This is a genomic window from Mesorhizobium koreense, assembly GCF_031656215.1.
GTDB classification, from domain to species: Bacteria; Pseudomonadota; Alphaproteobacteria; order Rhizobiales; family Rhizobiaceae; genus Mesorhizobium_L; species Mesorhizobium_L koreense.
On the sequence record NZ_CP134228.1, the window covers coordinates 4,739,349 to 4,763,640 of the forward strand.

Below are 24,292 nucleotides of genomic sequence, written 5' to 3' on the forward strand. Positions count from 1 at the left end.
ATCAATGCAGAGAAAAATCGAAACGGTAGGTGGCCGACACACCAAGGAGGAACTGGTTGGGCGAACCGCGTTCCTTCACGATGCTGGAATCGGCCGCCGGACCGAGCAGATGCTCGTACTCGCCGAACAGGCTTGTCGTCACCTTGTCGGTCGTCTTCCATGTCAGCGCGCCGCCGAAGCCCGCCGACTTCAGGCCGCCGCCCGGTGAATAAGGACTGAGGCCCGACAACGTGGATTCGGCCGCGTTCACCCCATAATAGGTCTTGAAATAGTCCGCCGTGGCGGCGGAGAGGCGCGGTCCGCCGGATATCTGCAGCGCCGGTGTAAGGTTGGTGAAGGCATCGACCGCGAGATCGCCGACGATCGCATCGTGCGTCACGATACCCTTGCGCACCTCGCCGCGCACACGCATCCAGTCGAAAGGATAGAACTCGGCGAAAAGACCAAGCTCGCCGCCGAAATCGACATCGTGCAGGCCCCTCAGATCACGATAGTCGCTGGAATCGCGCGGGAAGATGAACTTGCCCGTCAAGCCGGCCCGGAAATCGCCAGTGTCGACAAAGCCGATCGAAATGTTGTCGTTACGCGAGGAAAAGCGCGTTGCCGTGCCCTGCCGCGAGAAGGAGACCAACGGCACGGCGCTGATATGATAGCTCGACGCGCCTTCGAACTCCGGCTCGGCATAGGTCGATACGCCGACCGTGAGCGACCAGTCGCCGGTAAACCAGCCGAAGCGGGATTTATCGGCCATGTCGGCTGCATTGGCGATTGCAGGAATACCGAACAACAGAACGGCGGCGGCGGTGAATACACGTCCCGTCTTCATTCTTGCCTTTCCATTCAGGCGACTTCGATTGCCGGTATCAACCCGTCGATATGGAAGCTTTCTCCACCCGGCAAGTAAACAATGATTTAAGCAGGGATTTAAGCCGGAGGCATGGAAGAGAATCAATCGGGAGGGAAGGCGACCGCCCGATCGAGCGGCGAAAGCGGCACGGCCTTGCCGAGTACGGCGCGCGCTTCCTCTTCGTCGCGGTGCATCTGGGCGACCAGCGGGTCGAGGCCATCGAACTTCTCCTCGCCGCGCAGGAAGGAAAAGAAGCTTACACGGCAGGTCTCGCCGTAGAGGTCGCCGGTGAAGTCGAAAAGGAAGGTTTCCAGTAGCGCCGCCCCATCTTCTTCCACGGTCGGGCGGCGGCCGAAGCTGGCGACGCCATCATGGAGCGTGCCGTCGGCACGGCGGAATTTTACCGCATAGATGCCGTGCGCCAGATCCGTGTCGGCGGGCAGCGCCATGTTGGCGGTCGGATAGCCGAGCGTGCGGCCAAGCTGCCTGCCTTTGGAGACTGTTGCCTCGACAGTGAAGCGGTAGCCGAGCAGGCCGGCCGCCTCGGCAACATCGCCGTCTGTAAGCAACGCCCGTATACGGCTCGAGGAGACGATCTCCGCACCCTCGTCACGGAAGGCGTCGACCAGCGTGACGCCGAAGCCGTGCCGCTCGCCCGCTTCCATCAGATAGGCCGGGCCGCCCTGACGGTCCTTGCCGAAATGGAAATCGACGCCGGTGACGACATGACTGACGCCGAGCCCGCCATCCAGGATGCGCGTGACGAATTCTTCCGCCGACTGCTCCGCGAAGGCACGCGTAAACGGCATCTCGACAACGGCATCGAAGCCGAGCCTGTCGAGGATAGAGGCCTTCATCGGCGCGGGCGTCAGCCTAAAAAGCGGAATGTCCGGACGGATGACGCTGCGCGGGTGTGGCTCGAAGGTCAGGGCGACAGCGGCGCGCTCCGTTGCCTTCGCTTCCGCCAGCGCGCGGCCTAGAACGGCTTGGTGACCCCTGTGCACGCCGTCGAAATTGCCGATCGCCACCACTCCTCCGCGCAGTCCGGCCGGCAGCCGCTGCGGGTCGGTGACGCGAAGGATCTTGTCGGCCTTGCTCATGCGGGCTGTCGGGTTCAGCGAAGTCTCGGGATAACGGCTACCGGATGCTGGCCGTGCTTGTCCAGAAAGGCGGTCAGCCGACCGAGGTCGGGCTCATGCGTCTCCCCATATTCGCGCGCGTGGATGCCTGCCGAAACATAGAGAACGTCCAGGCCGGCCTGCTCGGCTCCCTTCACATCGGTCATGACGCCGTCGCCGATCGCCAGGACTTCCGTGCGTTCCACGTCCCGTCCCAGGATGCGGCCCGCCGCCTTCAGCGCGGCTTCATAGATCGGGCGATGCGGCTTGCCGGCGATCAGCGTGCGCCCGCCAAGCTGCCCGTAGTCGCGAGCGAGCGCGCCGGCGCACCAGACGAGCCTGTCACCGCGTTCCACGACGATGTCGGGATTGGCGCAGATGAAGGGCAGGTCGCGTGAGCGAAGCCGTCTCAATATCTCGACATAATCGTCGGGCGTCTCCGTCTCGTCGTCGAAGAGCCCCGTGCAGACGACCGCGTCCGCCTCGAACTCGTCCGTCGGTTCCACGTCGAGCCCTTCATAGATGGTCATGTCGCGGTCAGGGCCAAGATGGAAGACGCGGCGCGGGCCGGCGGCGATGAGATCGCGGGTCACATCGCCCGAGGTGACAAGCTCGTCATAGGTTTCGGGGGGCACTCCCAGCGAGCGGAGCTGGGCCTCAACCTCCCGCCTGAGCCGCGGCGCATTGGTTATCAGCACCACCGCCAGCCCTTTCGAGCGGGCGCGGGCAAGCGCCGCGCACGCCTCGGGCGAGGAGCGGACGCCATTGTGCACGACGCCCCAGACATCGCTCAGGATGGCTTTGTATTCGCCGGCGAGCGCATCCAGCGTATCGATCATGGCAAGCGGGGTCGGCAAGGCGTCTCCAATCGGAAAGGACAGTGGATCGCGGCGCAGGGGGCCGCTTCGGAAGCACCGGAATTAGCCGAACCGTTACGCCATGTCACCCGCTTTGACGCGGAAGCCCTTCCAGTGCCGGGCCGACGGCGGCAATCCGCAAGCGCAATCGGGATAAGGGCGCATCAAGAATTTCCGAAAGCGTCCCATCCTCTACACCCTATTTATACAATAATTTTAATAAAATTCTTTGTGTTAATAGTAAACTATATCATATTAACAATGTAACAATACTCTATTTGACCTTCCTTCTTGTCATAATATTTTGCCTCCGCTGCGGGCGGAGTTTGAATTGGCGTCTACCTACCTATCAGAAAGCCGGAACGGGCTGCATGTGTCGGCGTACACGGCGAGACTGGGCATCGTCGTAATCTCCGGGCTTGCGGCTATCGCGGCCGCGCGCTTCCTCGCAACCATCCCTTTCGGGCGCGCCATATGGGATTTCGTGTTCGTGCTCGACGGCGCCTACCGCATCTCGCTCGGACAGGTCCCGCATGTCGACTTCTCCTCCCCGATCGGGCCGCTGACCCTCTATCTGGCGCTGGCGGCCGAAAGGCTGTTTCCAGCCGGCAACCCCTTCGTCGGCATGCACGCGCTGATGTGGCTCTTGCTTCTGCCGGCGCTTGCTGCGCTTGCGCCGCGCTTTCAGAGCACTCTCCGCTTCGCGGCCGGCTTCGGCCTGCTTGCGCTGATCGTGCTGCTGCCCATGACCCTCGACAGCACGCATCTGTCGGAAATCAGCTATTTCGCCAGCTACAACCGCTTCGCAACCGGCCTGCTTTTCCTCGTCGGGCTCTGGTACGTACTGCCCAAGTCGCGCCATGACTGGCTGCTTCTGGCCTATGTCCTCGCCCTCCTGTTCTTCCTGAAGATCACAGTCTGGGCGGTGGCGCTCGGCATCATCGTCGCGGCGATCGTCCTGCGGCGCAGCAGCGCGCGAACCCTCACAGGAGCCATCGCCGGTTTCCTTGCCATCCTGCTCGCCGCGCAGCCGGCCACGGGACTGGTCCCGGCCTACCTCGCCGATGTGAAGCATATGAGCGGGCTGAACGGTGGCGGCGCGGTCTACGCATTCTTCTTCGCCGGCTTCCGCAACTGGCTTGCACTGGCGCTTGCTGCCTGTCTTGCGCTGGCGGCCCTTCTGGCGGCAGCCACGGAAGCCGGGACAAGACCTGTCGCAACGATACGGACGTTGCTGGCAAAGGAGGCTTTCGCCGTCGACGCGGTGCTGCTCGTTGCGGCCGCACTATTCGCCGAGAGCCAGAATACGGGCGGCCTTGGATTGATTGCAGCCTCGGCGCTCTTCTTCCATCCCGCCGCATGGAAGGCGCGTTCCGTCCTGACGGCCTGCCTTCTCGCCGCCATCCTCTTTCCCGTGCTCGACATCGCCGTCAGGCGCCCCTTCACCGCGATCACCCGCGAAGGCGCGCCGGCCCCCAACCAGCTTCTTTCCGAACTGCTTCCAGGCACGCGCGTGCCGCTTTCCACCTTCGAGGGCGCCAGGCTCTTCTCCCGCATCGCCGCCGAGTGGCTGCCGCTTGCCCGCGAGGTCCAGAGGAACGGCTACTTCCTTACGCCCGACCCCACGACCAACGCGCCGGCCGTGCAACTCGCATGGGCGACAAGCGCCGTCGATGCCGCCCACATCTTCACCGAACGCGGCTATGGCCGCTTTGCCAAGCGCTACGTCACGCTGGCTTTCGCGGACCCGTTCGACCGGATGCTGCACCTGACGCCCGCCAAGGGCACGGCGCTAGTCATGGACGTCGGACGTACGATCCCGGTCTTCACCGACCAGCAAGCCCGTTCCTATCTCGCCTCCGCCGACGGCGTGTTCGTCGAGCGTTGCAACATGGGGGACGAGCCGAACGGGGATGCGTTTGAAACGGTACTGAAGACGGAATTCGCCCGGCTGCCCCTGAACGATTGCTGGGACTTCTTCCATCGCGGCGGAGAAAAATAGACCATGTTCAACACCGCCGCCGCCAGCCAGACGAACCGAAAACGGACGCCTCATACAGAGACCGCACCCGCGATACCGCTGGTGCTCGACCTCGACGGCACGGTGGTGCGCGGCAACCTTCTAGTGGAGACCGCGCTTGCCTTCGTCAGGAAACATCCGCTGCGGATATTCATGCTGCTTTTGTGGCTCTTCCGCGGCCGCGCCGCGCTCAAGCAGCAATTGGCCATGCGGGCCGAAGTGGACGTCGAGGCGCTGCCCCTCAATCACGACCTGATCGCCTATGCCGCCGAACAGGCCGGAAAAGGCCGGCAGATATTCATCGCGACGGCAGCCGACCGGGCCATCGCCGGCAAGGTGGCACAGCGCATTCCATTCGTCTCCGGCGTGATCGCCAGCGATGGCCGCATCAACCTCAAGGGCACTGCCAAGGCGCGGGCGCTCCGGGAACGGTTCCCCGCCGGCTTCGACTATGCCGGCGACGCGCGGGCGGACCTCTCGGTCTGGAAGGCCGCCCGTTCGGCAGTGGTCGTAGAGGCTTCCTCTGCTGTCGCCACCAAGGCCCGCAGGGTCGCCGATGTGACGCGGGTCTTTCCGCGCCAACCGCTGTGGAAGAGCCTGATCCGCAGCCTTCGCCCCCATCAGTGGGCCAAGAACGCGTTGGTCTTCGTGCCGCTCGTTCTTTCGGGAAAGCTTTCCGACCCGGCCGCACTAGCCGCGACCGGCATCGCCTTCATGGCGATGAATATTGTCGCATCCGCGACCTATCTCATCAACGATCTCGTCGATCTCGCGGACGATCGCCGGCACTGGTCGAAAAGAGAGCGGCCGCTGGCAAGCGGACGCCTGCCGCTACTGGCCGGGCTTGTGATGATACCCGTCGGGCTCGCGGCAGGTTTCGGGCTGGCTGCCTTGTCGGGCGTGGCCGTGGCCGCGGGCCTCCTTCTTTACGTCGCCTGCACGCTCGCCTACTCGCTGGGGATCAAGCGGCTGCCTATCCTCGACGGGTTCATGCTCGCATGGCTGTTCACCGTCAGGCTGGGCGTGGGTATCCTCGCCTCCGGAGCGGCCCCATCACCCTGGCTTCTGGTGTTCTCCATGTTCCTGTTCGCCTCGCTCAGCTTCGCCAAGCGCCACACAGAGGTGGCCACGGTACTCGAGCGCGGCGGCACGGACGTGCGCGGCCGAGGCTACCGCACCGTCGACCTGCCGCTCATCCTGGCAATCGGCGTCGCGACAGGCATGTGCGCCGTATTGATCCTCGTGCTGTACATCATCGACGATGCGTTCCGGCAGAGCTTCTATGGAAACGCGGCGTGGCTATGGGGCTTCCCGGCGGCGCTGTTCCTGTTCATCAGCCGGGTCTGGCTGATGTGCCAGCGCGGGCAGATGGATGACGACCCGGTTGCCTTCGCGGTAAGGGACAGACCGAGCCTCGCGCTAGCGGGCGTATTGACGCTGTGCTTCGCGGCGGCATGGATCGGATAGACATGATCCCCGTCGGCCTTTTTTCCGATCCACGGATGCGCTTCCTTCTGGGGGGAGGAAGCGCAGCGCTTCTCAACTGGCTCGTCCGCTTTCCGCTCAGCCAAGTGATGCCTTTCACCCCGGCCGTGCTCGCGGCACTTGCCATTGGCATGGCTTACGGTTTCGTCATCTACCGCTTCTGGGTCTTCGGGTCGAAAGGAACACGACCGCTTCTTCTCGAGATCCGCGACTTCCTGTTCGTCAATGCCGGCGGCGCGGTGGTTACCGTCGTCGTCGCGATCGGCGCGAAAGAGGCCATATCCTTCCTGCCCCTGCCGGCAACCGCCCTCGAAGGAGCGGCGCATGCCCTCGGTATCGCCGCCGGGGCGCTGGTCAATTATCTCGGCCACAAGCATGTAACGTTCCGCGCCTGAGCGTTCCTGCAGGCGCCATCCATCGACCGAATACCGATCTCCCTGCCGGCCATTTCCGAGATGGTGAACGGGCGGTGAACCATCATTATTTTTTTGTTAGTACCTCCTACACGGGAAATTAGATTATTTTTGACATCCTCGCCCGGCGATATTCCACGCAATGGGGTGAACGGGCGATGTTGCGCAGGTTTCTGGCCGATCAGCGCGGCAATTACGCATTGATCACGGTGATCACGATGATTCCCCTGATGGGCGCCGTCGCGGTCGGTGTCGACTACACTGAAATGAACCGGCAATACCAATACACACAGCACGCGCTCGACGCGGCCGGCGTGGCGACGGCCTATCGCTATCTGCAAGGCGCGGACAACACGGTGCTGACCAGCTACGCCAATTCCTTCTTCGACGCCAATCTCGGGCCCGTCAAGCCGGCGAATACGACGCTGACGGTCACATTGCCCGCCTCCGATAGCGGCGGCGGAACGCTCGGCATGACCGCCACGCTGCGCTATCGTCCCTATTTCTATCCGGTTTTCCTCGCCCTGCTCGGCAAGGATTCGTCTTCCTTGGATTCGAAGCTGAACTTCAACGTCAGCACCGAGGTGCGCCTCAAGGACACGCTGGAGGTCGCGCTCGTGCTCGATAATTCCGGCTCGATGTCGAATCGAGGCTCCGGATCGGGCCAGAAGCGCATCGATCTCTTGAAGTCGGCCTCCAAGGAACTCGTCACCACGCTGGTGAACAGCGCCGCGCAGGTGAAACAGGTGGACAAGCCCGTCCAGTTCGGCCTCGTGCCGTTCGCTGCTTCGGTGAATGTGGGGCCGCAAAACGCCAGTGCGGGCTGGATGGACACGGACGGCATCTCGCCGATCCATCACGAGAATTTCGACTGGAGCTCATTCACCAATCCCAATCGACAAGTGAAGCAGATCAACGGCATCTACTACAAAGTCGGCAAGGACTGGGGCTTGCAGGAGAACCAGAAAGTCACGCGTTTCACTCTCTACAATGAGATGAAGTACTATACCAATAGCGGCCAGACGAAGAAGGCCAACTATACGAGTTGGCAAGGTTGCGTGGAGCAGCGTCCGAGCCCGTTTGACGTGACGGATGCAGCTCCCGACAAGTCGAATCCGGCGACGCTTTTCGTGCCGATGTTCGCGCCCGACGAGACGAGCGGAGCCCAGAACAACTGGTATCTTTTCCGAAAGAATTACACGGACTACTACTGGAACGACGTTTCCACTTCCAATAGCGCCAAGACGCGGCAGTCCTATATGCCGAAATACTTTGACATTCCAACTACCGGCTATGTCGCTCCCTACGGTACATCGCCCGCGGGCATGAATGCCGGCCCCAACGCAAGCTGCACCACCCAGCCGATCACGCCATTGACAGACGTGACGACCGATGCGGGGATGAAGACGATCACCGACGCCATCGACGCCATGCAGCCGAGCGGCGGCACCAGCGTACCGTCCGGACTGGCGTGGGGCTGGCGTGTGGTCTCGAGCGGCGCCCCCTTCACCGAAGGCCGCCCCGAGTCGGAACGCGGCAACGACAAGGTCGTCATCGTGCTCACCGACGGCGCCAATACTTATTACACGCCCCAGTCGCTCGGCTACAGCGATCCCGCCGACAATGAATCGATCTATTCCGACTATGGCTATACCGGCAAGAACTACAATGGCGGCTCCACGACGCGGCTCTATATGGGCACCGACGACAATGTGGAGAAAGACACGTTTTCCAACGACAACTACACCGAGGCGCTGAACGAGAAAATGAGCACGCTGTGCGAAAACGCCAAAGCCTCGAAAATAATACTCATGACCGTGTCGCTCGACCTCAATCAGAACGATAAGACCGAGAAGACGCAAATGGACGCGCTCAAGGCCTGCTCTTCCGAATCGCGCTTCCGCATCGACCCGGCGACAGGCAAGCCCGCGAAGCTTTACTGGAACGCCACGGGAGCAAGCCTGTCGGACGACTTCAAGGCCATCGCCAACGAACTCTCCAATCTGCGCATCATCGGCTGACCACGGTCCCATTACAGAAACGGAACGCATGCGGCCCGTCTTTCTTAGACGCGGCTGCGCAATCCATTGGTTAACAGCCGGCCAATCGACGAACGCTCATTCGAAGGGATTTGCAAACGCCCGGTTAGAGCATTCGTGTCACAAGAAGGCGGGCGCAATACGCCGCCTTGAGCGAGGGGCTTCATGATCCGCCGGTTCCGGAGGGATCTCCGCGGGAATTTTGCGATGATCACGGCGGTCGCCATGCTGCCGATCATGGGCGGCGTGGCGATTGCCGTCGACTATGCCGAGATGACCCGCGAGAGACAGCTTGTCGAGCACGCGCTGGACGCCGCGGCGATCGCCACGGCCCGGCATGTCGTCGACGGCGCCACCGACACCCAACTCATCGCCTACGCGACCGATTTCTTTCACGCCAATCTCGGCGGCGTCGACCCCGCGGACACGACTCTTACAGTGACGCTGCCGACCACGGCCAATGGCGGCGGCACGCTCAAGCTCGACGCCGTGCTCGACTACAAGCCTTACTTCCTGCCGGTCTTCAAGCAGATGCTGAACGGCGCAACCAGCAACGACATCCACCTGGCTACCAGGACGGAGGTCAGGCTGAAGAACACGCTGGAAGTCGCGCTTGTGCTCGACAATTCCGGCTCGATGAGCGATCCCGGCACGGGCTCCGGCGAAGACCGCATCGACCTTTTGAAGGATGCCGCCAAGCAACTCGTCGATACGCTGGCCGCGCAGGCGCTTCTCATCAAACAGGTGGACAAGCCGGTCCAGTTCGCGGTCGTGCCGTTTGCCGCATCGGTCAATGTCGGCCCGCAATATGCAAGCGCCGAATGGATGGACACCGAGGGGATTTCGCCCATCCATCACGAGAATTTCAACTGGGCTTCCATGTCCACCGGTAATCGCCGGGCGGAAAAGGTCGACGGCAAATGGGTCAAGGCCGGATCGGACTGGGGCGACGAGGAGGGCGACCTGCTCACCCGCTTCTCGCTCTACCAGGACATGAAATATGTAAGTTCGCGCGAGTGGGTCTCCACCGGGCAAGAATATGTCTGCACCAAAACCAACAAATACAGCGGCATCTGCACCGACGGCCACTGGCAGGATACGGGCTATTACGACAACACGATCGGCCAGTATTCGAGTTGGCAGGGCTGTGTGGAGGAGCGACCCTACCCTTACGGCGACAGTGACGCGCCGCCCGACCCGACGGACCCCGCGACGCTGTTTGTACCGATGTTCGCGCCGGACGAACCGGGCGACCGTTGGGCGACCGACACCAAGCCGAACCCCTCCGGCTACGGCGCTGCCAACAATTACTGGAACGACAACGCGGACGCGACGACCGGTCTCGCGCGCGAGCAGGGCATGGCGAAATACTATGCCGTCCGGCCCTATGGCGTCGGTTCGTCCAAGGGAACGGGGCCCAACTACTCCTGCACGACAGGCCCGATCACACCGCTTACCGATGTCACGGTGGCGGACGGGCTGACGACCGTGAAGAACGCCATCGATGCCATGCAGCCGAACGGCGGCACCAGCGTGCCTTCAGGCCTCGCATGGGGCTGGCGCGCGATCTCAAGTGGCGCCCCGTTCACAGAGGGACGCCCGGACGGCCAAAAGGGCAACGACAAGGTCGTCATCGTGCTGACCGACGGGGCGAACACCTATTATACGCCGGGATCGCTCGGTTACAGCGATCCGGCCGACAACAAGTCCATCTATTCCGCCTACGGCTACGTCAACCCGGGCTACAACGGGACGTCGACGCCGCGGCTGTTCCTCGGCACGGACAGCAATGTCGGCCAGTTCGACTATTCCAACGGCAACTACACCGTGGCGATGAACGAGCACATGGCGGCGCTGTGCGCGAACGCCAAAAAGGCCGGCATGATGGTGATGACGGTGGCGCTCGACCTCGACGAAACGAAGACCGCGGATCAGACGCAGATCGCGGCCCTGCGCTCCTGCTCATCGGATTCACGCTTCCGCACCGACCCAAGCGATCCGAGCAAGCCGGCCAAACTGTTCTGGAACGCCACCGGCGCGACGCTGTCGGAAGACTTCAAGGAAATCGCCAACGAACTGTCGAATCTCAGGATCGTGGGCTGACGAACGGTCCCCTCCCGACTTTCGCGCCTGATGCGAACAGCATGATTCCGCTGGCGAACGCCTTGACTCCACGAGCGAGCGAAACTATCTCACCGCCACGTTAGCACTCGTGCAATATGAGTGCTAGCAGCCGTTCCGGGTATCCGGACGGAAGAGTTGTCAACATCCCATTCCGAGGGTTCAATAACATGGCAAAGACGAAATTCCGCCCGCTTCATGACCGCGTGGTCGTACGCCGGGTCGAATCTGAGGAGAAGTCGGCCGGCGGGATCATCATCCCGGATACCGCCAAGGAGAAGCCGCAGGAAGGCGAAATCATCGCCGTCGGTTCGGGCGCACGCGACGAGGCGGGCAAGCTTGTTCCACTCGACGTGAAGGCCGGGGACCGTATCCTGTTCGGCAAGTGGTCGGGTACGGAAGTCAAGCTCAATGGCGAGGATTTCCTGATCATGAAGGAATCCGACATCATGGGCGTGATCGGCTGAGACGCCTCACCCACCCCGCATCTTCAACCTGACATTTCGGGCGCAATGCCCAGGAGCTGAAAAATATGGCTGCCAAGGAAGTAAAATTCTCTCGTGACGCACGCGAGCGCATGCTGCGCGGTGTCAACATCCTCGCCGACGCGGTGAAGGTCACGCTGGGGCCGAAGGGCCGCAACGTCGTGCTCGACAAGTCGTTCGGCGCGCCGCGCATCACCAAGGACGGCGTCACCGTCGCCAAGGAGATCGAGCTTGAGGACAAGTTCGAGAACATGGGCGCTCAGATGGTGCGCGAAGTCGCCGCCAAGACCAATGACATGGCCGGTGACGGCACCACCACCGCGACCGTCCTCGCTCAGTCGATCGTCCAGGAAGGCCATAAGGCCGTTGCCGCGGGCATGAACCCGATGGACCTGAAGCGCGGCATCGACCTTGCCGTTGCCGATGTGGTGGCCAGCCTCGTGAAGGGCGCCAAGAAGATCAAGACGTCCGAGGAAGTCGCGCAGGTCGGCACCATCTCGGCGAACGGCGACGAGTCGGTCGGCAAGATGATTGCCCAGGCCATGCAGAAGGTCGGCAATGAGGGCGTCATCACGGTCGAGGAAGCCAAGACCGCCGATACCGAGCTCGAGGTCGTCGAAGGCATGCAGTTCGATCGCGGCTACCTCTCGCCCTATTTCATCACCAACCCGGACAAGATGGTCGCCGAACTCGAGGACGCCTACATCCTGCTCCACGAGAAGAAGCTCTCCAACCTGCAGGCCATGCTGCCGGTGCTCGAGGCGGTCGTGCAGTCGTCCAAGCCGCTTGTCATCATCGCCGAGGATGTCGAGGGCGAGGCTCTTGCCACGCTCGTCGTCAACAAGCTGCGCGGCGGCCTCAAGGTTGCGGCCGTCAAGGCGCCGGGCTTCGGTGATCGCCGCAAGGCCATGCTGGAAGACATCGCCATCCTGACTGGCGGTCAGGTGATTTCCGAGGATCTCGGCATCAAGCTCGAGAATGTCGGCCTCAACATGCTGGGCCGCGCCAAGCGCGTCCGCATCGAGAAGGAGAACACCACCATCGTCGACGGCGCGGGCAAGAAGGCCGAGATCCAGGGCCGCGTCGGCCAGATCAAGGCGCAGATCGAGGAGACCACCTCGGACTACGACCGCGAGAAGCTGCAGGAGCGTCTGGCCAAGCTGGCGGGCGGCGTCGCGGTGATCCGCGTCGGCGGCTCGACCGAGATCGAGGTCAAGGAGAAGAAGGACCGCGTCGACGACGCTCTCAACGCGACCCGCGCGGCCGTCGAAGAAGGCATCGTGGCTGGCGGCGGCGTCGCTCTCCTGCGCGCCACGCAGGCGATCAAGTCGGTCGGCGCCAATGCCGACCAGACGGCAGGCATCAACATCGTGCGCCGCGCTCTGCAGGCTCCCGCCCGCCAGATCGCGACCAACGCCGGTGCTGAAGCTTCGATCGTGGCCGGCAAGATCCTGGAAAACAAAGGTAACACCTTCGGCTACAACGCCCAGTCCGGCGAATATGGCGACATGATCACGATGGGGATCGTCGATCCGGTCAAGGTCGTGCGCCACGCGCTGCAGGATGCGGCGTCGGTCGCCGGTCTGCTGGTCACGACCGAGGCCATGATCGCCGAGGCACCGAAGAAGGACTCGCCGGCTCCGGCGATGCCCGGCGGCGGCATGGGCGGCATGGGCGGCATGGACTTCTAAGAAAGTCCATAAGCACGCCCATCAACTGACAATGCTCAAGCCCGCAAGCGGGCTTGAGTGGCGGGATGGACTTCTAAGTCCACTCTCCCAGCATCTATCGGGAAAGGGCGGTCGCAAGGCCGCCCTTTTTCATTGCCGGTAGGCAAAGACCGTGCTCGGCTTCAGCGCTGCCCCACCATCGCCGAAATCCGGTACCGCATATTCCGCGATCGGCTCCAGCCGGGCACGCGGCAGGAAAGCCCTTCCCGGATCACCGATCAGCACCTCGGCCCCCGCGGCGAGACAATTGTCGAGAAAGCACGTGACGCGCCTCGCAAGACCGGCGGCGTAGAACAGATCGCCGACCGCGACCAGGTCGAGGGCAGATGGCGCATCGGTCCGGGTCAGATCACGGCCGACGATCTCCACCGTCACGCCATTGGCACCTGCATTCAGGCCGATCGCTGCAATGCCGTTGCCGTCGATCTCGGCCGCCGTCACTGAAACCGCTCCAGCCTTCAAGGCCGCGATGCCGACGATGCCGCCGCCCGCGCCGAGATCCAGAACCTTTCGGCCGCGGACGCTCTCCGGCCGGTCGAGGAAATGACGGGCAAGCGCAGCACCGCCAGCCCAGACATAGGCCCAGTAAGGCGGCCGCCCCTCCCCGCCTTTTCCCGTCAGGCGCCAAAGGTTGCTGGCTGGATGCGCCATATAGAGGCTGATCTCGGGGATCGACGGCACGGGCTGAAGCCGCATGTTCATCTTGATGAAGCTGGCGGGGTCGACGCCGGCATCAGCCGGTCCGCGAGCGGTGCCGTTCAATGCAGAAACCATCCTCAAAGCAACGCACTATCAAACCACCTTTTGAGGAACCGGTCACGCTATAGCGCGTTCTCCCGTCGTCATGGCCGCGACACTAACTCCAACCATGCAAGGAAGCACGCAGATGGTGAACAAGGATCAGGTGAAGGGTGCGACGAAACAGGTATCCGGTGCCGTTAAGGAAGCGGCCGGCAAGGTGACGGGCTCGAAGAAGACCGAGGTCAAAGGCAAGGTCGAGAAGGCTGCCGGGAAGATGCAGAAGGCCTATGGCGACGCCAAGGAAAACGTGAAGGACGCGGCACGCCGTTAAGCCGATGCTGATCGAAGAGAGGAAGGCGGCGACCGAGCCGCCTTTTTCATATTCGCCCAAGCGGAAGTTCCGCAAGAGATTCCGTTGCCTGCGGCAACCGGTTGTTACTACAGAGAAAACTCGTCCATCATGGCAGGCGCGTGGCCAGGACCTTGTCGATGCGGCGACCGTCGAGATCAACCACCTCAAACCGCCAGGCGCCAATGTCGATGCGGTCGCCGGTTTCGGGAATGCGCTGAAATTCGTTGATGAGGAAGCCTGCTACGGTATCGTAGTTCCGCTTGGCCGGCAGGCTGAGATAGAGAAGTTCCGCCATCTCGTCGACCGGCATCCAGCCGGCGAGGAGCCACGATCCGTCCTCGCGCCGGACGGCTTCCGGTTCGTCTTTCTCGGTATCCGACCGGAAGGCGCCGGCGATTGCGTCGAGGATGTCGGCCGGCGTCAGAAGCCCCTCGAAATGACCGTACTCATCGAGCACAAGCGCCACCGGCACTTCGGCGTCGCGCAGGAGGCGCACGGCATCCAGCCCCTCCAGCGTGTCCGGCACGACGGGCGCAGTCCGAACATGGCGCTTCAGGTCGAATTTGCGTTTCGAAGTGAGCGGCTTGATCAGGTCGCGGACGATCACCACGCCGATCACGTCGTCGGGCGTACCTTCGTAAACCGGCAGGTGCGAGTGCCGGGAATCGAGCAGCGCCTTGCGCAGTTCGACGTCATCCAGTCTCGCGTCGAGAAGTTCGACATCCGTGCGCGGCGTCATGATCGCACGCACCGTGCGGTCGGAAAGCCGCATGACGCCTGAGATCATGAATTGCTCGGCGCTTTCGATGACGCCGGCGCTCTCGGCCTCGGCGACCACCGTCTTGAGTTCCTCCTCGGTGACGGCGCTTTGCGGCTCGCTGGAGACACCGAAAACCGTCAGCAAGAGGCGCGTCGACATATCCAGCAGCCAGACAATGGGCGCGGCCGCGCGCGACAGGAACAGCATCGTCGGCGCCATCATGCAAGCGATCCGCTCCGGATTCTTCAACGCCAGATGCTTGGGCACGAGTTCGCCGATGATGACCGACAGGAAGGTGATGAGGCCGATGACAATCAGATAGCCGGCGAGTTCCGCCGCCCGCTCGGAAAGCCCCTGCAAAATGAGGAAGCCGCTCAGCCTTTCGCCAAGCGCGGCGCCGGAAAACGCACCAGCCAGAATGCCCACCAGCGTGATGCCGATCTGGACGGTCGAGAGGAAACGGCCCGGATTGTCGCTCAACCTCATCGCGGCAGCGGCGCCGCGCACGCCGCGCGCGGCCATCGGACCTAGCCGCGCCTTGCGCGCGGAAACGATCGCAAGCTCCGAGAGGGCGAAGACACCGTTTAAAAGGATGAGGACCGCGGCGACAAAAAGCTCGAACATGGGCGGCGGATCGGTAGCGGGAAGCGGCAGTGAGGTCAATGGCGGGTACGGAAACGGCTCCGCCCATTTTTTCACAGGGCCTCTTGCAAGCGCTTTTCCCCTGCGGTAAATGTTATATTGTTACGTAACGAGCTTCCAACCGATCGGCATCCATCATCCCACTGCCGAAGGAATCATTTATGCGCTCTTTTCTCTTCGCGACCATCATGCTGGCGGCCGCTCCGTTTCTGTCCTGCGGTGCGCTTGCCGCCGACAGGGTAACTGTTGCCGCCGCAGAGAATTTCTACGGTGATCTCGCCCGACAGATCGGCGGCGACCATGTCGCGGTTACCAGTATCCTCTCCAATCCCGATGAGGATCCGCATCTGTTCGAGACCAGCCCGTCAACCGCGCGGGCGGTCGCTGACGCGGAAATCGTGATCTATAACGGTGCCGGGTATGATCCATGGATGGAAAAGCTCGTCTCGGCCTCCTCCGCCAGTAGCCGCACGGCGATCGTCTCGGCCTCGCTCACCGGCAGGAAGGAGGGCGACAACCCGCATCTCTGGTACGACCCCGCAACACTTCCTGCCGTCGCAAAGGCGCTTTCCGGCGAGCTTGCGAAGCGTGATCCGGCAAACGCCGCCGACTACAAGGCAAACCTCGCAAAATTCACCGCTTCGATGGCTAAGATCGGCAAGGAAATCGCAAACGTCCGCAAGGCCTATGGCGGCACGGAGGTGACGGCGACCGAGCCGGTCTTCGGCTACATGGCCGAAGCGCTCGGCTTCAAAATGCTGAACGTAGAATTCCAGACTGCCGTCATGAATGACGCCGAGCCGACGCCAGGGCAGGTCATCGCCTTCGAGAAGAGCCTGAAAAACGGGTCCGCCAAGGCGCTCTTCTACAATTCGCAGGTGACCGACCAGGCAACCGAACATCTTCTCGATATCGCCCGTGCCAACAAGGTTTCCGTCATCGGCGTAACGGAAACCATGCCAGCCGGCCAGACCATCCAGAGCTGGTTCGGCGGGCAGATCGAGGCCATTGAGAAGGCGCTTGCCGCGCGCACCCAATGAGCGCAGTCAGCTTCGACCAGGTAACGCTTGCCTATGGCGGGCGCCGGGTCCTTTCCGGCGTCTCCTTCACCGTGGAGCAAGGCGAATTCGTTGCGCTTCTCGGCACCAACGGCTCCGGCAAGACCACCATCTTACGGGCGGTCCTCGGCCTGGTCCGCGCGCAGGGCGGGACGATTTCCGTCTTGGGCAAGGCACCGCGGCGCGGCAATCCGGCCATCGGCTACGTGCCGCAGCTTCGCCGCGGTTCGGTGCAGACCTCGCTCACCGGCTTCGACCTCGTCGCCGGCGCGACCGGAGGCCATCGCTGGGGCTGGCCGGTGGCCTCGGCGACCGAGAAAGTCGCGGCATGGAAAGCGCTCGAACAGGTGGGCGCCACCGACATCGCCAGGCGCTCTTTCGACCGGCTTTCAGGCGGCGAGCGCCAGCGCATCCTGATTGCGCAGGCGCTCACAGGTGAGCCGAAGCTTTTGCTTCTCGACGAGCCGCTGATCAGTCTCGATGCCGGGCACCAGCGCACCATCATCGAGCTCGCGCGGGAACTTGGCGAGCAGCTTGGCATCGCCGTCATCTTCTGCTCGCACGACATCAATCCGCTTATCAAGGCAGCGGACAAGGTGCTTTATGTCGGCAACAGCAAGGCGGCCATCGGCCCGGTGGACGAAATCATCAGCGGGCCGGTGCTGTCCCGACTCTACGGCACGCATATTCACGTCGTGCGTGTGGAAGGCCGCGTCTTCGTCATGGCCGACGGCGTCGAACTGGAGGGGCACGCGCATGCTCACGATGCTTGAATATGAGTTCATGCGAAATGCCTTCGCAGCCTCGGCCATCGTTGGTGCGGTCGCCGGCGCGGTCGGCTATTTCCTGGTGCTGAGAGGCCAGACCTTTGCCGGCCATGCGCTCGCACATGTCGGTTTCCCCGGCGCGACCGGTGCGGTACTGGTCGGGGTCTCTCCTTTCTTCGGGCTGACGGCGTTCACGCTCGCGGCCGGCATCGGCATTGGCCTGCTTGGCGAGCGGGCGCATCGCGACGTGGCGATCGGCATCGTCCTGACGCTGTCGCTCGGGCTCGGCCTGCTCTTCCTGCACTTCTACACCTCCAACGCCGCGCAGGCGACGAGCGCGCTTTTCGGCAACGTGCTCGGCATCAGCTTGCGTACGGTGCTGGTGCTGGCCGTGATGGCTCTCGTCACGCTCGCGGGGTTGACGCTCATCGCCCGCCCGCTTCTCTTTGCCAGCCTGCAGCCGGAACTTGCCGAAGCCAGGGGCGTCAGGCTCGAACTCGTCTCCACGCTCTTCATGATCATCGTCGCGATAGCGACGGCCGAGGCTACGCAGATCGTCGGCGTGCTTCTCGTCTTCGCGCTGATGGTGGCGCCGGCCGCGACGTCGCTTCTTATCACACGCGGCGTTCTCGTCGGGATCGTCGTCTCAGTCGTGATCGCCGTCGCCATCGCGTGGGTGAGCCTGTCGCTCGCCTACATCACTGACTGGCCGACGAGTTTCTTCATCACCGCGCTCGGCGCCGGCGCCTATCTCCTTGCCGCAATCACCAACAAATTGCGGGCGGCCTGATCCTTCGCCATGTTGCCCAGCGCGCCATCCGTCATTACGTTATACCTTGACCCGGCAGAATGGCAGGAAGCGTGACGACCACCGAACTCACCAAAAACCAGAAGCTGGTTTTCGCGGCGCTGGAACGCGCTGGTACACCGCTCAGCGCTTACCAGATCCTCGACCAGTTGCGTGACGAGGGTTTTCGCGCGCCGCTCCAGGTCTATCGCGCGCTCGATCAGCTTCGCGGCTTCGGCGTCGTGCACCGGCTTGAGAGCATGAACGCCTTCGTCGCCTGCGCGCATGCCGACGGCCACGTCCATCATGACGGCGAGCCGATCGGCTTCACCATCTGCGAGCGCTGCGGCGCGGTCTCGGAAATCCACGACGCGGATTTCCGTGCCTTCGTCGACGGCATCAGCGCGCGTTCCGGCTTTCGGCCGGAGAAGACAACCGTTGAAATCCGCGGGCTTTGCGCCGACTGCGCCAAGGCGGCGTGACGCCATCTTTCAATAAGTTCCATATCAACATCCATCGAGGCTCAATCGCATGAATACGCACCAGCGCAGCATCCAGGCTTCCATCGATCCCGCAAAGCTCGACAGGCTGGCGGAAGTCGCCGTCAAGGTCGGGCTCAGGCTGGAGCGCGGACAAAACCTGTTCCTGACCGCTCCTGCGGCTGCGCTGCCGCTCGTGCGCCGCATCGCCGACCATGCCTACCGCGCCGGCGCCGGGCTGGTGACGCCGATCCTGTCGGACGAGGAGATCACGCTTTCGCGCTTCCGCAACGCACCGGACGAGGGCTTCGACCGCGCGCCGGGCTGGCTTTACGAAGGCGTCGCCAAGGCATTCTCCGAAAACACCGCGCGGCTCGCCATCGTCGGCGACAATCCGATGCTCCTGTCGAACGAGGACGCGACCAAGGTGGCGCGCGCCAACAAGGCGAACTCGCTCGCCTACCAGCCGGCGCTTGAAAAGATCACCGGCTTTGACATCAACTGGAATATCGTCGCCTATCCAGGCGCTTCCTGGGCCAAGCAGGTCTTCCCCGATGACGCCGAAGAGGTCGCCGTGGCGAAGCTCGCCGCCGCGATTTTCGCCGCCTCGCGTGTGGACAGCGACGATCCGATCGGTGCCTGGGAAGCGCACAATGCAGCACTCAAGAAGCGGACGGAATGGCTGAACGGCAAGCGCTTCCGCGCGCTGCATTATTCCGGCCCCGGCACAGACCTCACCATCGGCCTCGCCGACGGGCACGAATGGCAGGGCGGCGCATCGACCGCCAAGAACGGCATCGTCTGCAATCCCAACATCCCGACCGAAGAGGTCTTCACCACGCCGCACTCGCGACGCGTCGAAGGCCATGTCTCCTCAACCAAGCCGCTCTCCTACCAGGGCACGCTGATCGACGAGATTTCCGTGCGCTTCGAGGAAGGTCGCATCGTGGAAGCCAAGGCAGCGCGCGGCGAAGCCGTGCTGGCGAAGGTGCTCGAGACGGACGAAGGCGCGCGACGGCTCGGCGAAGTGGCGCTCGTGCCGCATTCCTCGCCGATCTCGGCGAGCGGCATCCTCTTCTTCAACACGCTGTTCGACGAGAACGCGTCGTGCCATATCGCACTCGGCCAATGCTATTCGAAGTGCTTCCTTGGCGGGGCGAAGCTGACGCCCGAACAGATCGCGGCGCAGGGCGGCAACAAGAGCCTGATCCATATCGACTGGATGATCGGCTCCGACAGGATCGACATCGACGGCATCGCCGAGGACGGCTCCCGCACACCTGTCTTCCGCAAGGGCGAGTGGGCGTAGAGCCGACTGGTTTCGGCTTCCGGACCGCTTCCATATTCCATCTGGACGCAGGTGCACCCCGTCCATATGGTGCCGCCGGATTCCAATGAGGCAATGATGACCACGACACGTACCGAGACCGACACATTCGGCCCTATCGAAGTTCCCGGCGACCGCTATTGGGGGGCGCAGACAGAGCGCAGCCGGCAGAACTTCAGGATCGGCGGTGAGCGGATGCCGCTGCCGCTCATCCATGCGCTGGGGCTCGTCAAGCGAGCGGCGGCGGAGACCAACATGGAACTCGGTCTGCTCGACCCGGCGCTCGGCAAGGCCATCGCCACGGCGGCGGATGAGGTGGCGAACGGCAAGCTCGACGAACATTTTCCGCTCGTCGTCTGGCAGACGGGCTCGGGCACTCAGACCAACATGAACGCCAACGAGGTCATTTCGAACCGCGCGATCGAGACGCTCGGCGGCCAGATGGGCTCCAAGAAGCCGGTCCATCCGAACGACCACGTCAACAAGAGCCAGTCGTCCAACGACACCTTCCCGACCGCCATGCATGTGGCGGCGGCGATGCAGGCGACGGCGCTCCTGCTGCCGGCGCTGAAGGAACTGACGGCCGCTCTTGACGCCAAGGCAAAGGCCTTCGCCGGCATCGTCAAGATCGGCCGCACCCATACCCAGGACGCCACGCCGCTGACGCTCGGCCAGGAATTCTCCGGCTATGTCGCCGCGCTGGAACTCGGCCGGAAACGCATCGAGCAGGCGCTGGGCGACGTCTATGCGCTGGCGCAGGGCGGCACCGCCGTCGGCACCGGCCTCAACGCTCCGGTAGGCTTCGATACCGCGATCGCAGCCAAGCTGGCGAAGATCACGGGCCTGCCTTTCCGCACGGCGGAAAACAAGTTCGAGGGACTGGCCTCGCACGGGGCGCTGGCGAATTTCCATGGGAGCCTCTCTGCACTCGCCACCGATCTCTTCAAGATCGGCAACGATATCCGCTTCCTCGGCTCGGGGCCGCGCTCCGGTCTTGGCGAATTGCGCTTGCCGGAGAATGAGCCGGGCTCCTCGATCATGCCGGGCAAGGTCAACCCCACCCAGGCCGAGGCGCTGACCATGGTGGCGACGCAGGTGATCGGCAACAACGCCGCCGTGCTGATGGCCGCCAGCCAGGGGCATTTCGAGCTCAATGTCTTCAAGCCGGTGATCGCGCTCAACGTGCTGCAATCGATCCGGCTCACCGCCGACGCGATGCGCTCTTTCGCCGAGAATTGCGTCGCCGGCATCGAGGCCGACGAGCAGCGCATCGCCGACCTGATGGGCCGTTCGCTGATGCTGGTGACGGCGCTGGCGCCGACCATCGGCTACGACAACGCTGCCAAGATCGCCAAGACCGCGCACAAGAACGGCACCACTCTGCGCGACGAGGCGATCAAGAGCGGGCTCGTCTCGGAGGCGGATTATGACCGCATCGTCAAGCCGAAGGACATGACGCATCCGGGGTGATAATGTGACTTTGTGAACGACTTCTATTGTATCGTTCACAATTCGTATCCGCACTGTGCATGAGATGGATGATCGCGCGGGGAAGGCAATTCGGGTAGAGGGGCGGCAGTCAAAGGAGACCACACACCATGCCCGCCAATGTCGTCCTGCTCGTCGCGCGCATCCTGCTTGCGATCATCTTCGTCATGTCCGGTTTCGGCAAGCTGACCAATATCGCCGGCACCGCTGCCTATTTCGCCAATTACAGCCTGCCGGCGCCGACCGCGACGGCCGTGATCGTCGGCCTGATCGAGTTTCTCGACGGACTTGCGATCCTGATCGGCTTCAAGACCCGCATCGCGGCCTGGGTGCTCGCCCTCTTCTCTGTGGCGACGGCGCTGGTGGCGCATACGGATTTCGCCGACCAGGCGCAGATGATCAATTTCCTGAAGAACCTCGCGATTGCCGGCGGCTTCCTGGCGCTGGCCGTCGAAGGCGCGGGCTCCATCTCGCTCGATGGACGGCGGGCTGCCTGAATACTCAGCCCGCGTTACCCGCAAGCCTCGCGGCGATGCCGGCGACAACCGCCGCATCGCCGCTTCGCCTTCTGGAGCGGACGAGGCAGGCTTCGGACTTCAGGATCACCCCGTCTTCCAGGACCTTCAGCCGGTTCGCCCCTAAGGTGGAGCCGGTCGTCGTTATGTCGACGATCACATCCGCCAGCCCCGCCGCCGGTGCGCCTTCGGTGGCGCCGAGGCTTTCGACGATGCGGTAGACCTGGATTCCGTGCTTGCCCGAAAAGAACTGCTGGGTGAGGCGCCAGTATTTGGTGGCGATGGTGAGCCGCCGCCCGTGACGCTGGCGGAAATCCGCCGCCACGTCATCAAGGTCGGCCATGGTGGCGACATCCAGCCAGACCTCCGGCACGGCGACGACCACATCGGCACGGCCGAAGCCGAGACGCGCGGCGATCTCCATGCGCTCCGACCAGTCGGAGAAGGTCTCGCACAATAGATCCTCACCGGTGACGCCCAGATCGACGCGACCCTCGCCAACCTCGCGGGCGATCTCGGAAGCGGAGAGATAGGCGATCTCGACGCCCTCGAAGTCCTTCATGCGGGCGTTGTACTGCCGCGCATCCGAAGGCGCCTCGATGACCAGCCCGGCGTGCGCGAGCGCTTCCGTCGCCTGTTCCTTCAGCCTGCCCTTGGAGGGAAGCGCCAGCGTGATGGTCACGGGCGGACCTCCCGATTAAGAGGCAGGGCGATCACGTTTGGCCGAATGTCCCCCACTCCGTCCCGCTTCGCGGGCCACCTCTCCCCCACTTTCGTGGGGTAGAGGAAGGGAGCCAAGCCTTGCAACGGGCATTTCCTCTCCCCCGTCGAGCGGGGGAGAGGTGTCACGCAAAGCGTGACGGAGTGGGGGTCGAACTTCATACGCGAACGCCTGCCCTAGTAGAGATTGGGGTCAAAAAGCAAAAAATCACCGCCGCTCTCCCCGCAATTCCTCGACGCGGTCGAGCCAGACGGAGAAACCGACCGCGGGGATGGGCTTCGGCGCGCCGAGCAGGGTCAGGAGCCGGTCGTAGCGGCCGCCGCCGACGAGCGGGCGCTCGCCGCCTTCCGCAGCGATCTCGAAGACGAGGCCGGTGTAATAATCGAGCGGGCGGCCGAAGGCAGCGTCGTATCGGATTTCCGCCGAGCGCAGGCCGTGGGTGGCCAGCGCCTCGGCGCGCTCGGCGAAGCGGGCGAGCGCCGCGCTCATGGAAAGTTTCGACCCTCGCGCGAACTCGGCCAGCGTCTCGGCGGCGCGGTCGAACGGTACGTTTATCGCCAGGAAGGTTTTCAGCGCCTCCAGCGCGGTTTCGGAAAGCCGCACGCTGGCAAGCTCGGATTTCTCCAGAAGCCGGCGCGCGATGTCGTCCGGCTTGCGGCCGGCGGAAGGCGACAGGCCGGCCTCGCGCATCTCATCCTCGATGAAAAGCGAAAGCCCCGGCAGATCGGCGGCGGCAACCAGCGACGCGACCGGCTCCTCCAGCATGCCGTTGCCGGCCGGCGCGGTCAGCTGGTCGAGCGCGGCGGCGAGAATGTCCGGTGCGCCGAAGGCGCGGGCGAGCCGCATGCGCCAGCCGCGCGGCAAGCCGAGCGCGGCCAGCACCGCCTCGAACACGCCCTGGTCGCCGAGCGTGACGGCAAGTTTCCGGCCCGGGAGCACCTTCTCCAGAAGCGCGTGTGCATCGGCGACGGAGCGGGCATCGGCGGCCGCCACATCGCGTTCGCCGAGATCCTCGATGCCGGTCTGGAAAAATTCGGAGGGGCCATCGCGACGCTGGCGGAACACCTCGCCCAGATAGGCGTAGCGGCGCGGCGTGCCGGCATGCGAGGCGATATGGCCGAGGCAGACGGGAATGGTGAATTCGGGCCGGAGGCAGAGGCTTTTGCCGGTCTCGCTCTCGGTCAGGAAAATGCGTCGGCGCAGATCCTCGCCCGCCATGTCGAGGAAGGGATCGGCCGGCTGGAGAATGGCGATATCGATGGGCTCCGCCTTGCGCTCGGCGAAGAGCTCGAGGATATCGGCGGCGATGGCGGGGGGGCGGAGGGTCATGCAGGGCGTCCGGAGAAAGGCATGTGCGGCCCTTCACTCCCCTCTGGCCTGCCGGCCATCTCCCCCTCAAGGGGGGAGATCAGCTTGCACGACGCGCCCCCCCAATCAGCAATGGCGCGTGAGAGAAGGCGCCGAGCGTCAAGCTGCCGATCTCCCCCCTTGAGGGGGAGATGGCCGGCAGGCCAGAGGGGGGTGCCTGGACCCGCGCGAT

Annotated in this window: 22 protein-coding genes; 15 read left to right on the forward strand and 7 right to left on the reverse strand. The window is 63.5% G+C overall.

The features are described from left to right. Position 1: 1 nt before the first annotated feature. The 3 genes from RBH77_RS22580 to RBH77_RS22590 all read right to left on the reverse strand — a co-directional run bounded on the left by RBH77_RS22580 (position 2) and on the right by RBH77_RS22590 (position 2,804). Entirely contained in the window at positions 2–826 is an 825-nt protein-coding gene (locus RBH77_RS22580; RefSeq protein ID WP_311029817.1) for a MipA/OmpV family protein, read from the reverse strand. Between the two features lie 122 nt (positions 827–948). Next, positions 949–1,947, reverse strand: coding sequence for a bifunctional riboflavin kinase/FAD synthetase (locus RBH77_RS22585; protein WP_311029818.1), 999 nt, complete (start codon positions 1,945–1,947; stop codon positions 949–951). A 14-nt stretch (positions 1,948–1,961) separates the two neighbouring features. After that, positions 1,962–2,804, reverse strand: a complete 843-nt coding sequence (locus tag RBH77_RS22590; RefSeq protein ID WP_311032652.1) for a TIGR01459 family HAD-type hydrolase — start codon at positions 2,802–2,804, stop codon at positions 1,962–1,964. Positions 2,805–3,195: 391 nt separating this feature from the next. Here RBH77_RS22590 and RBH77_RS22595 point away from each other — a divergent pair, with 391 nt between their 5' ends. The 7 genes from RBH77_RS22595 to groL all read left to right on the forward strand — a co-directional run bounded on the left by RBH77_RS22595 (position 3,196) and on the right by groL (position 13,076). Next, positions 3,196–4,824: a hypothetical protein gene (locus RBH77_RS22595; RefSeq protein ID WP_311029819.1), complete on the forward strand. Its 1,629-nt coding sequence runs from the start codon at positions 3,196–3,198 to the stop codon at positions 4,822–4,824. Between the two features lie 3 nt (positions 4,825–4,827). Next, positions 4,828–6,309 carry a UbiA family prenyltransferase gene (locus RBH77_RS22600; protein ID WP_311029820.1) on the forward strand — a complete coding sequence of 494 codons (1,482 nt, stop codon included), beginning with the start codon at positions 4,828–4,830 and terminating at the stop codon, positions 6,307–6,309. Between the two features lie 2 nt (positions 6,310–6,311). Continuing rightward, a complete protein-coding gene (locus RBH77_RS22605) occupies positions 6,312–6,722 on the forward strand; it encodes a GtrA family protein (RefSeq protein WP_311029821.1) in 411 nt (136 codons plus the stop codon). 176 nt (positions 6,723–6,898) lie between these two features. Further along, entirely contained in the window at positions 6,899–8,761 is a 1,863-nt protein-coding gene (locus RBH77_RS22610) for a pilus assembly protein TadG-related protein (protein ID WP_311029822.1), read from the forward strand. Positions 8,762–8,986: 225 nt separating this feature from the next. Further along, positions 8,987–10,882: a pilus assembly protein TadG-related protein gene (locus tag RBH77_RS22615; protein WP_311029823.1), complete on the forward strand. Its 1,896-nt coding sequence runs from the start codon at positions 8,987–8,989 to the stop codon at positions 10,880–10,882. 188 nt (positions 10,883–11,070) lie between these two features. Further along, on the forward strand, positions 11,071–11,367 hold the full coding sequence (groES, locus tag RBH77_RS22620; protein WP_311029824.1) for a co-chaperone GroES: 297 nt from the start codon (positions 11,071–11,073) through the stop codon (positions 11,365–11,367). 65 nt (positions 11,368–11,432) lie between these two features. Further along, positions 11,433–13,076 carry a chaperonin GroEL gene (gene groL / locus RBH77_RS22625; RefSeq protein WP_311029825.1) on the forward strand — a complete coding sequence of 548 codons (1,644 nt, stop codon included), beginning with the start codon at positions 11,433–11,435 and terminating at the stop codon, positions 13,074–13,076. Between the two features lie 129 nt (positions 13,077–13,205). Here groL and RBH77_RS22630 read toward each other — a convergent pair whose 3' ends face one another. Further along, positions 13,206–13,889, reverse strand: coding sequence for a class I SAM-dependent methyltransferase (locus RBH77_RS22630; RefSeq protein ID WP_371832811.1), 684 nt, complete (start codon positions 13,887–13,889; stop codon positions 13,206–13,208). A 112-nt stretch (positions 13,890–14,001) separates the two neighbouring features. Between RBH77_RS22630 and RBH77_RS22635 the strand changes: the two genes are divergently transcribed. After that, a complete protein-coding gene (locus tag RBH77_RS22635; RefSeq protein WP_311029826.1) occupies positions 14,002–14,187 on the forward strand; it encodes a CsbD family protein in 186 nt (61 codons plus the stop codon). A gap of 127 nt (positions 14,188–14,314) precedes the next feature. Here RBH77_RS22635 and RBH77_RS22640 read toward each other — a convergent pair whose 3' ends face one another. Beyond that, on the reverse strand, positions 14,315–15,592 hold the full coding sequence (locus RBH77_RS22640; protein WP_311029827.1) for a hemolysin family protein: 1,278 nt from the start codon (positions 15,590–15,592) through the stop codon (positions 14,315–14,317). A gap of 179 nt (positions 15,593–15,771) precedes the next feature. Between RBH77_RS22640 and RBH77_RS22645 the strand changes: the two genes are divergently transcribed. The 7 genes from RBH77_RS22645 (at position 15,772) to RBH77_RS22675 (ending at position 22,013) form a co-directional block, all read left to right on the forward strand. Continuing rightward, positions 15,772–16,650 (forward strand): metal ABC transporter solute-binding protein, Zn/Mn family, encoded by an 879-nt coding sequence (locus RBH77_RS22645; RefSeq protein WP_311029828.1) that lies wholly within the window; start codon positions 15,772–15,774, stop codon positions 16,648–16,650. Next, positions 16,647–17,441 carry a metal ABC transporter ATP-binding protein gene (locus RBH77_RS22650; RefSeq protein WP_311029829.1) on the forward strand — a complete coding sequence of 265 codons (795 nt, stop codon included), beginning with the start codon at positions 16,647–16,649 and terminating at the stop codon, positions 17,439–17,441. The genes RBH77_RS22645 and RBH77_RS22650 overlap by 4 nt, the downstream gene beginning before the upstream one ends. Continuing rightward, positions 17,425–18,225, forward strand: a complete 801-nt coding sequence (locus RBH77_RS22655; RefSeq protein ID WP_311029830.1) for a metal ABC transporter permease — start codon at positions 17,425–17,427, stop codon at positions 18,223–18,225. Before RBH77_RS22650 ends, RBH77_RS22655 begins: the two co-directional genes overlap by 17 nt. Positions 18,226–18,296: 71 nt before the next feature. Then, positions 18,297–18,704, forward strand: a complete 408-nt coding sequence (locus RBH77_RS22660; RefSeq protein ID WP_311029831.1) for a Fur family transcriptional regulator — start codon at positions 18,297–18,299, stop codon at positions 18,702–18,704. Between the two features lie 49 nt (positions 18,705–18,753). After that, on the forward strand, positions 18,754–20,010 hold the full coding sequence (locus RBH77_RS22665) for an aminopeptidase (protein ID WP_311029832.1): 1,257 nt from the start codon (positions 18,754–18,756) through the stop codon (positions 20,008–20,010). 96 nt (positions 20,011–20,106) lie between these two features. Continuing rightward, positions 20,107–21,498 carry a class II fumarate hydratase gene (gene fumC, locus RBH77_RS22670; RefSeq protein ID WP_311029833.1) on the forward strand — a complete coding sequence of 464 codons (1,392 nt, stop codon included), beginning with the start codon at positions 20,107–20,109 and terminating at the stop codon, positions 21,496–21,498. Between the two features lie 128 nt (positions 21,499–21,626). Continuing rightward, on the forward strand, positions 21,627–22,013 hold the full coding sequence (locus tag RBH77_RS22675) for a DoxX family protein (protein ID WP_311029834.1): 387 nt from the start codon (positions 21,627–21,629) through the stop codon (positions 22,011–22,013). 4 nt (positions 22,014–22,017) lie between these two features. On the opposite strand, the gene hisG is transcribed toward RBH77_RS22675, so the two are convergent. Beyond that, positions 22,018–22,713: an ATP phosphoribosyltransferase gene (gene hisG / locus RBH77_RS22680; RefSeq protein WP_311029835.1), complete on the reverse strand. Its 696-nt coding sequence runs from the start codon at positions 22,711–22,713 to the stop codon at positions 22,018–22,020. Between the two features lie 246 nt (positions 22,714–22,959). After that, complete coding sequence (locus tag RBH77_RS22685) at positions 22,960–24,081, reverse strand: ATP phosphoribosyltransferase regulatory subunit (protein WP_311029837.1); 1,122 nt, start codon at positions 24,079–24,081, stop codon at positions 22,960–22,962. Between the last annotated feature and the right edge of the window lie 211 nt (positions 24,082–24,292).

Excerpts from the sequence above, each read along its gene's own strand:
- RBH77_RS22580 (WP_311029817.1), bottom strand. The coding sequence starts at position 826 with ATGAAGACGGGACGTGTATTCACCGCCGCCGCCGTTCTGTTGTTCGGT.
- RBH77_RS22585 (WP_311029818.1), bottom strand. The coding sequence starts at position 1,947 with ATGAGCAAGGCCGACAAGATCCTTCGCGTCACCGACCCGCAGCGGCTG.
- RBH77_RS22590 (WP_311032652.1), bottom strand. The coding sequence starts at position 2,804 with ATGATCGATACGCTGGATGCGCTCGCCGGCGAATACAAAGCCATCCTG.
- RBH77_RS22600 (WP_311029820.1), top strand. The coding sequence starts at position 4,828 with ATGTTCAACACCGCCGCCGCCAGCCAGACGAACCGAAAACGGACGCCT.
- RBH77_RS22605 (WP_311029821.1), top strand. The coding sequence starts at position 6,312 with ATGATCCCCGTCGGCCTTTTTTCCGATCCACGGATGCGCTTCCTTCTG.
- RBH77_RS22610 (WP_311029822.1), top strand. The coding sequence starts at position 6,899 with ATGTTGCGCAGGTTTCTGGCCGATCAGCGCGGCAATTACGCATTGATC.
- RBH77_RS22615 (WP_311029823.1), top strand. The coding sequence starts at position 8,987 with ATGATCACGGCGGTCGCCATGCTGCCGATCATGGGCGGCGTGGCGATT.
- groES (WP_311029824.1), top strand. The coding sequence starts at position 11,071 with ATGGCAAAGACGAAATTCCGCCCGCTTCATGACCGCGTGGTCGTACGC.
- groL (WP_311029825.1), top strand. The coding sequence starts at position 11,433 with ATGGCTGCCAAGGAAGTAAAATTCTCTCGTGACGCACGCGAGCGCATG.
- RBH77_RS22630 (WP_371832811.1), bottom strand. The coding sequence starts at position 13,889 with ATGGTTTCTGCATTGAACGGCACCGCTCGCGGACCGGCTGATGCCGGC.
- RBH77_RS22635 (WP_311029826.1), top strand. The coding sequence starts at position 14,002 with ATGGTGAACAAGGATCAGGTGAAGGGTGCGACGAAACAGGTATCCGGT.
- RBH77_RS22640 (WP_311029827.1), bottom strand. The coding sequence starts at position 15,592 with ATGTTCGAGCTTTTTGTCGCCGCGGTCCTCATCCTTTTAAACGGTGTC.
- RBH77_RS22645 (WP_311029828.1), top strand. The coding sequence starts at position 15,772 with ATGCGCTCTTTTCTCTTCGCGACCATCATGCTGGCGGCCGCTCCGTTT.
- RBH77_RS22650 (WP_311029829.1), top strand. The coding sequence starts at position 16,647 with ATGAGCGCAGTCAGCTTCGACCAGGTAACGCTTGCCTATGGCGGGCGC.
- RBH77_RS22655 (WP_311029830.1), top strand. The coding sequence starts at position 17,425 with ATGCTCACGATGCTTGAATATGAGTTCATGCGAAATGCCTTCGCAGCC.
- RBH77_RS22665 (WP_311029832.1), top strand. The coding sequence starts at position 18,754 with ATGAATACGCACCAGCGCAGCATCCAGGCTTCCATCGATCCCGCAAAG.
- fumC (WP_311029833.1), top strand. The coding sequence starts at position 20,107 with ATGACCACGACACGTACCGAGACCGACACATTCGGCCCTATCGAAGTT.
- RBH77_RS22675 (WP_311029834.1), top strand. The coding sequence starts at position 21,627 with ATGCCCGCCAATGTCGTCCTGCTCGTCGCGCGCATCCTGCTTGCGATC.
- RBH77_RS22685 (WP_311029837.1), bottom strand. The coding sequence starts at position 24,081 with ATGACCCTCCGCCCCCCCGCCATCGCCGCCGATATCCTCGAGCTCTTC.